General features: G+C 45.7%; 6 protein-coding genes and 1 pseudogene. 6 read left to right on the forward strand and 1 reads right to left on the reverse strand.

Annotation, left to right across the window (positions count from 1 at the left end):
• The first annotated feature begins 22 nt into the window (after nt 1-22).
• The 6 genes from ACO0KV_RS16650 to ACO0KV_RS16675 all read left to right on the forward strand — a co-directional run bounded on the left by ACO0KV_RS16650 (nt 23) and on the right by ACO0KV_RS16675 (nt 5,110).
• Entirely contained in the window at nt 23-211 is a 189-nt protein-coding gene (locus ACO0KV_RS16650) for a hypothetical protein (RefSeq protein ID WP_423044018.1), read from the forward strand.
• Nucleotides 212-736: 525 nt separating this feature from the next.
• Nucleotides 737-1,867: an acyltransferase family protein gene (locus tag ACO0KV_RS16655; protein ID WP_423044020.1), complete on the forward strand. Its 1,131-nt coding sequence runs from the start codon at nt 737-739 to the stop codon at nt 1,865-1,867.
• Nucleotides 1,868-2,215: 348 nt separating this feature from the next.
• Complete coding sequence (locus tag ACO0KV_RS16660; protein ID WP_423044022.1) at nt 2,216-3,016, forward strand: transporter substrate-binding domain-containing protein; 801 nt, start codon at nt 2,216-2,218, stop codon at nt 3,014-3,016.
• 35 nt (nt 3,017-3,051) lie between these two features.
• Nucleotides 3,052-3,735, forward strand: a complete 684-nt coding sequence (locus tag ACO0KV_RS16665; protein ID WP_423044024.1) for an amino acid ABC transporter permease — start codon at nt 3,052-3,054, stop codon at nt 3,733-3,735.
• A gap of 3 nt (nt 3,736-3,738) precedes the next feature.
• Complete coding sequence (locus ACO0KV_RS16670) at nt 3,739-4,389, forward strand: amino acid ABC transporter permease (RefSeq protein ID WP_423044026.1); 651 nt, start codon at nt 3,739-3,741, stop codon at nt 4,387-4,389.
• Nucleotides 4,376-5,110 (forward strand): amino acid ABC transporter ATP-binding protein, encoded by a 735-nt coding sequence (locus tag ACO0KV_RS16675; protein WP_423044028.1) that lies wholly within the window; start codon nt 4,376-4,378, stop codon nt 5,108-5,110. Before ACO0KV_RS16670 ends, ACO0KV_RS16675 begins: the two co-directional genes overlap by 14 nt.
• Nucleotides 5,111-5,880: 770 nt before the next feature.
• Here ACO0KV_RS16675 and ACO0KV_RS16680 read toward each other — a convergent pair.
• Nucleotides 5,881-6,000, reverse strand: a pseudogene (locus ACO0KV_RS16680) (IS30 family transposase); the annotation flags it as partial.

Raw genomic sequence — 6,000 nt, forward strand, 5'->3', positions numbered from 1 at the left:
TCATTCTCTTGGAGAGCAAGTGATGTTTTTCTTCCGCCATCCGAAGTCAGTCGTTGATCCCCGCGCTGTTGCAGTGCAGATGGTCAAACAAAACGCCACGACCGAGTTTAATGCTAACGTTATCGTGATCAACGATGAGCCTATCAAAAAGCAAACTGTCATCTCTGCACCTGATCCCGTTTTAACTGTCGCTATCAAAAAAAAGACGTAAGGTATGTTCCTTAAAAAGCGCTCTTTGCTACCACTTTTTCCAATCTATGTTGAATGAACATCACGCTCAATTGCCTGCCGCGAGGCTTTTAAAGAAATAGGGCAATCTTATATCCAAGAACTGATTGACGCATGTTTGGCACGGCATCAACGCAGAATGATGCCGGATAAATTAGTGGCACAGGTCATGCCATATATTAACGCGCGGGTGACTTTGCAACGATGGCTGAATTGCGCTTCATTGTCATGCTCTGTATGCAGCAAGTATCCGTGAGCGGCCCGCGCGAAAAGTGGGAGCGGGTTGCTACGCAACTATTTTCAGTTTGATGACATTGGACACCGCTTCATCGTCATCAATGTCATATCTCAACAAAAATTGCATTGCAGATATATGCATGGTAAATTTGTTCACCTTCTGGGTGAGGTTGTTAGCAACGTAATCAAGCCACTATAAAAACACTGCAAGAGCGCCATTTAAAACGCAAGGCATCAGTTTGATTGCCTAAAAAATCTACAATATAAAAAAATGAATACTCTCTCCGTCGCAGGCAGGCTTCACGGTCTGGATACCCTGCGGGCATGCGCCATTTCTTTGGTGCTGATGTCGCATTATGGTGTCGTGGTTAGCCACAAACCTACATTTGGATTTTTAACGGATATTGGTTGGATGGGGGTTGATTTATTCTTTGTGCTTAGTGGCTATCTGATTGGTAATCAGGTGATTTCTGCGTTTGCCCGTGGTGATAGCTTCTCAGTGAAAACGTTTTTTGCGCGACGTTTATTGCGAACGCTTCCAAATTACTATGTCGTGCTGGCGCTGTATTTGATCTTTCCAGTAGACTTAGCCGGAACAGCGACGGCGTCGATATCGCGCTTTTTGAGTTTTACACAAAATATCGGAATGCATTTTGGTGAAACATTTTCACACTCATGGTCACTGTGTGTCGAAGAGCAGTTTTATCTCATCCTGCCGCTTGTTGCTGTATCGATTGCCCGCGCAAAAAAATCACTAAGATTGGCATGGTCGGTTCTGATTGCGGCGATACTCACGGGTGTTTTCGTCAGGGGATATGCCTGGTTAGCGCATGGAAGAGAATCGATGACTGACGTTGATTACGCAGTGCGCGTCTATTATTCCAGTTTTGCCCGTTTTGATGAATTATTGCCGGGTGTCGCGATTGCCTTACTCAAAAATTATCATACGACAGTATTTGACAACATAACGCGCCGAGGAAACCTGTTGCTTGTGCTTGGTTCGACTGCATTTGCTGTCATGGCTTATCTGATGTTGAATTATTTTGATACGGGTGACGGGTTTAATTTTTATCTGATGACGTTTGGTTTTACTTTGTTGGCCGCAAGCTTTGCCATATTGACCATGGCAGCGCTGAGTCCTACCTCGTTTTTGTATAAAATTCGGGTGCGTGGTGCTGAGAATCTGGCGTTGTGGTCGTATGCGATTTACCTCGCGCACAAACCAATTTATAAAGTAATGGTAGCTCCCATGAAGGACCTGAATATTGATATCAACGCGCCTCTTGGTATTAGCATCGTGATGGTCGTCGCCATTGTTGGCGGTTGGTTGCTGTTTCGTCTGATAGAAACACCATTCATGCAGTTGCGGGAAAAATTATTTCCCGCAACCCGTTGCGCATAATCGAATTGACCGTAGGTCATCTTGACGATCAAGCATCTGCGCGCCAGTACTTTGAGTTGTTCGTCAATTCGTGCGCGTTGGTGATCATCTCGTGCCTGAAGTTCAATCAGGTGGATTCGTTGCACCATATTGAAGATGATGTGCGCCATGAAGGTGCCGAATACTCTTTGCAATCGAATCCATCATCAGACGTTCAGAAGAATAGACATTGCGATTGCTGCATTCTCTGCTGACGTTATTCAATCAAAACCGCCTCAATATGCCCACAAATTCTTTGGCACGCTCCTTGCATTGTGAATCAACATCCAAGTTGTTCGGCAATTTTTCAAATTAATTCGGGGTACTCTCATGAAACTGATTCAACGTAAAAAGCGTCGTTTTGTTGTGGCGCTGGCCATGACGTCCTTATTTGCAGGGACGACCGTTCAAGCACAAACCGCGCTGGATGATATTTTGAAGTCTAAAGTTCTGAAAGTGGCGGTACAGACGGATTCAGCACCTTATGGTTTCGTGGGCACCGATCTTAAGCCGATCGGGCTCGATATCGACATGGCAAACTATATTGCTAAAAAACTTGGTGTGGCCGTTGAATTGGTCCCTGTGGTGAGCGCGAGTCGGATTCCTGCGTTGCAGACGAAAAAGGCCGATCTGGTGATTGCCACATTGGGTAAAAATCCAGAACGGTCTAAGGTGATTGATTTTACCTCTTCCTACTCCCCTTTTTTTCAAGCGGTGTTTGGTCCTAAAAGTACGAGTATCAAGAGCTTTGCTGATTTGACCGGAAAGAAAGTGGGGGTAACGCGCGGTGCAATGGAGGATCAGGAGCTGTCAAAACTGGCACCTGCTGGTACGGATATCAAACGCTTTGAGGATAATAACGGAACAGTGGCTGCTTTTGCTTCTGGTCAGGTACAGTTCGTCGCACTAGGCGCCTCAGTGGCCGCCAGCATGATGACGAAAAATCCGCAGTTGGCTACGGAGTATAAGTTGTTAATTAAAGAGAGTCCTAATTTTATCGGCGTCGCCAAAGGCGAAGACAAGCTAAAAAATAAAGTAAATGAAGTTCTCGACGAAGCCAAAAAAAGCGGTGAACTTGATGCATTGTCGAAAAAGTGGCTAGGACGCCCTGCTGGTGACTTACCTCTCTAATACCTATTAAAGGCCTTCAAAAGGGTATAGCGGCAATGAATGTACAACTTGATTTTGCAGCAGTGCTCTCTGAATGGCCACTCTTGCTGACCGGTGTTGCGTGGACGCTGGGGCTCACCATCGCTTCGGTCATTATAGGGACGCTCTTAGGAATAGGCGGCGCGTGGGTACGAGCACGAGGTTTTGGTGCTGATATGGCACCTGCGTGGCTCAAGGCCGTCGTGACAGGGTATGTGGAACTGATTCGAAACACCCCCTTCATCGTGCAATTGTTTTTTATCTTCTTTGGACTGCCGGCGGCAGGTTTCAAACTATCTGCAGAGATGGCGTCTCTCATCGCCATGGTGGTGAACCTCGGTGCTTACGCCACTGAAATTATCCGGGCTGGGTTGGAGGCGACACCCAAGGGGCATATCGAGGCGGCACAAAGCCTAGCGCTGTCCAGACGGCAAATTTTTTTATGGGTAGCGTTGCCACCAGCGCTGCATAAAATTTGGCCAAGTCTCGTGAGTCAGATCATTATCGTCATGCTGGGTTCTTCCGTCTGTGGCCAGATTTCTACCGAGGAACTGAGTTATGCGGCAGACTTAATTCAGAGCCGTAACTTCCGGTCTTTTGAGGCGTTTATTGTCGTTGGTGCTCTGTATTTGCTGTTGTCAGTCATGATGCGCTATGCACTCAATTGGCTTGGTGCTACTTTTTTATTTGGCAGGAGATAGGCCATGATGGAGTTCTCATTTTGGGATATTGTGCGCAACCTCCTGATGGCGATGCGCTGGACAATCGGTTTGTCGATGATTGCCTTTATTGGTGGCGGACTTGTTGGTTTGCTGTTGGTATTACTACGCCAAAGTAAATCGGCGTTCATGAACCTCTTGGCGACGACGTATGTACAGATTTTCCAAGGGATTCCATTGCTGGTGCAATTGTTTCTCGCCTACTATGGATTGGGGTTATTCGGTATTAACGCGTCGCCTTGGGTCGCTGCAAGTATAGGACTGACACTCTATACCAGTGCCTTTTTGTGTGAAATATGGCGTGGATGTATTGCTTCTATACCCAAGGGACAGTGGGAAGCTTCTGCTAGTTTAGCGTTAAGCTTCTATGAGCAGATGCGCTACATTATTTTCCCTCAGGCGATGAAGATTGCCGTTGCGCCGACGGTCGGTTTTCTGGTGCAAGTGATCAAAGGCACGGCACTGGCGTCAGTGATTGGGTTCATGGAGCTGACCAAAGTCAGTAAGACAATCGCCAATGCAACGTTTAACCCATTTCTTGTTTTTAGTTGTGTGGCACTGATGTATTTTTTATTGTGCTATCCCGTCAGCTTGTATGCAAAGCACCTTGAAAGGAAGATGCATGTCCATCGTTGAAATTGTCGGTCTGCGTAAATCCTTTGGTACGAACGACGTCCTCAAGGGCATCGATTTGCAGGTTAAAAAAGGGGAGGTCATCGCTATTATCGGTAAAAGTGGCTCTGGTAAAAGTACGCTGCTACGCTGTATCAATGGCCTCGAAGCATTCCATAGCGGTAACCTGAATGTGGATGGCAAGCCCTTGATTCACGATAGTGTGACAGCGATGCGTGAATTGCGCCAACATGTGGGAATGGTATTTCAGAGCTTCAATTTATTTCCACACTTGAGTGTAGGTAAAAATATCATGCTAGCGCCAGGCTTAGTCAAACACAAAAATGCTGCAGCCAATGAAGCGCAAGCGCGTAAGCTATTAGATCGTGTCGGACTGAGTGAAAAATTTAACGCCTATAGTGAGCAGCTATCAGGTGGTCAGCAGCAACGTGTTGCTATTGCCCGCGCACTGGCCATGGAACCAGCCGTGTTATTGTGCGATGAAATCACCAGTGCACTCGATCCTGAATTGGTGGGAGAAGTGTTGCGAGTCGTTGAAAGTCTTGCCGATGAAGGGATGACGCTGATCATGGTGACGCATGAAATGAACTTTGCCCGCAAAGTGGCAGACCGCGTGATTTTCATGCATCAGGGCCTAGTCCATGAAATTGGCGAACCCGCAGAATTATTTGCGAATCCCAAAACACCTGAGTTGCAACAGTTTCTTGGTGCTTTACATAGCTAACTGAACTTTAATTGAACCTGAACCGCGCCGTAGAATAGAAGCAAAAGGATGGTCACCATTGGGTAGCAGGTCTCGGTTATGGCTTTGGATCTGTCGCCACCTTTGGTAGTGGAAATCTGTTCTCGGTCGTCTTTTGCAACGCTCTTGTAGCCCATCTCTCCATCACGGCACTATTGGCCTGATTGCGTCCTCAATTTCCTCATGTATTTTTCCTGTGAAATACTCTAAAATCACAGTGATCTTGCCGCCATTACTTATCGTTCAAACTTCTGCGATTTTTCTCACGAACATTGAATCCTATTTTACCCAACAAATTTCACAACAATTAAGCTAAAGCAGACACACTTTGATATCAGATTTCAGTTTTTGTGGATATCAGTCAGGCTCAAAATACTGAGGTATCAATTGGGAAGTATTTAGAGGATGGCGATGCTAATTGTTGTACTCTATACGGTGTTTGTTGGTGCCAACGCTGCTGAGTTTTCCACAGTGCAGATATCCTATGAAAATCGCCCACCACAGGAATTCAATTCACCCTTATAAAGGCTCTGGGTGCGCGTGAATTGGGCTGGATCGGCAAAAAACTGTCGCCGTCTTGTGCTATTGGTGTCTATAAAACATCAGAATGCGCTTGGCGAATACTGCTAGATCTATTGTAGTAATTCGGTTGATGTTGACATCATTAAACTGACCAACCAATCCCTTAAGAAGCTAAAATTTAACTGATTTCATTATTATTTTTATAAATCTTGATGTTTTAAAACGCGAGTTCAATTTTGAAGTGCAAGCGTATTTTTGAAGAATACCTGATTGGGTGTAAGGTATCCTAATCTTTTTCTTGGTCGATTATTCAGTCTTTTCATGGCGTGATCAATCTCCTGTTGTGTAAT

The organism is Undibacterium sp. RuRC25W (assembly GCF_049339825.1).
Lineage (GTDB): Bacteria > Pseudomonadota > Gammaproteobacteria > Burkholderiales > Burkholderiaceae_D > Undibacterium.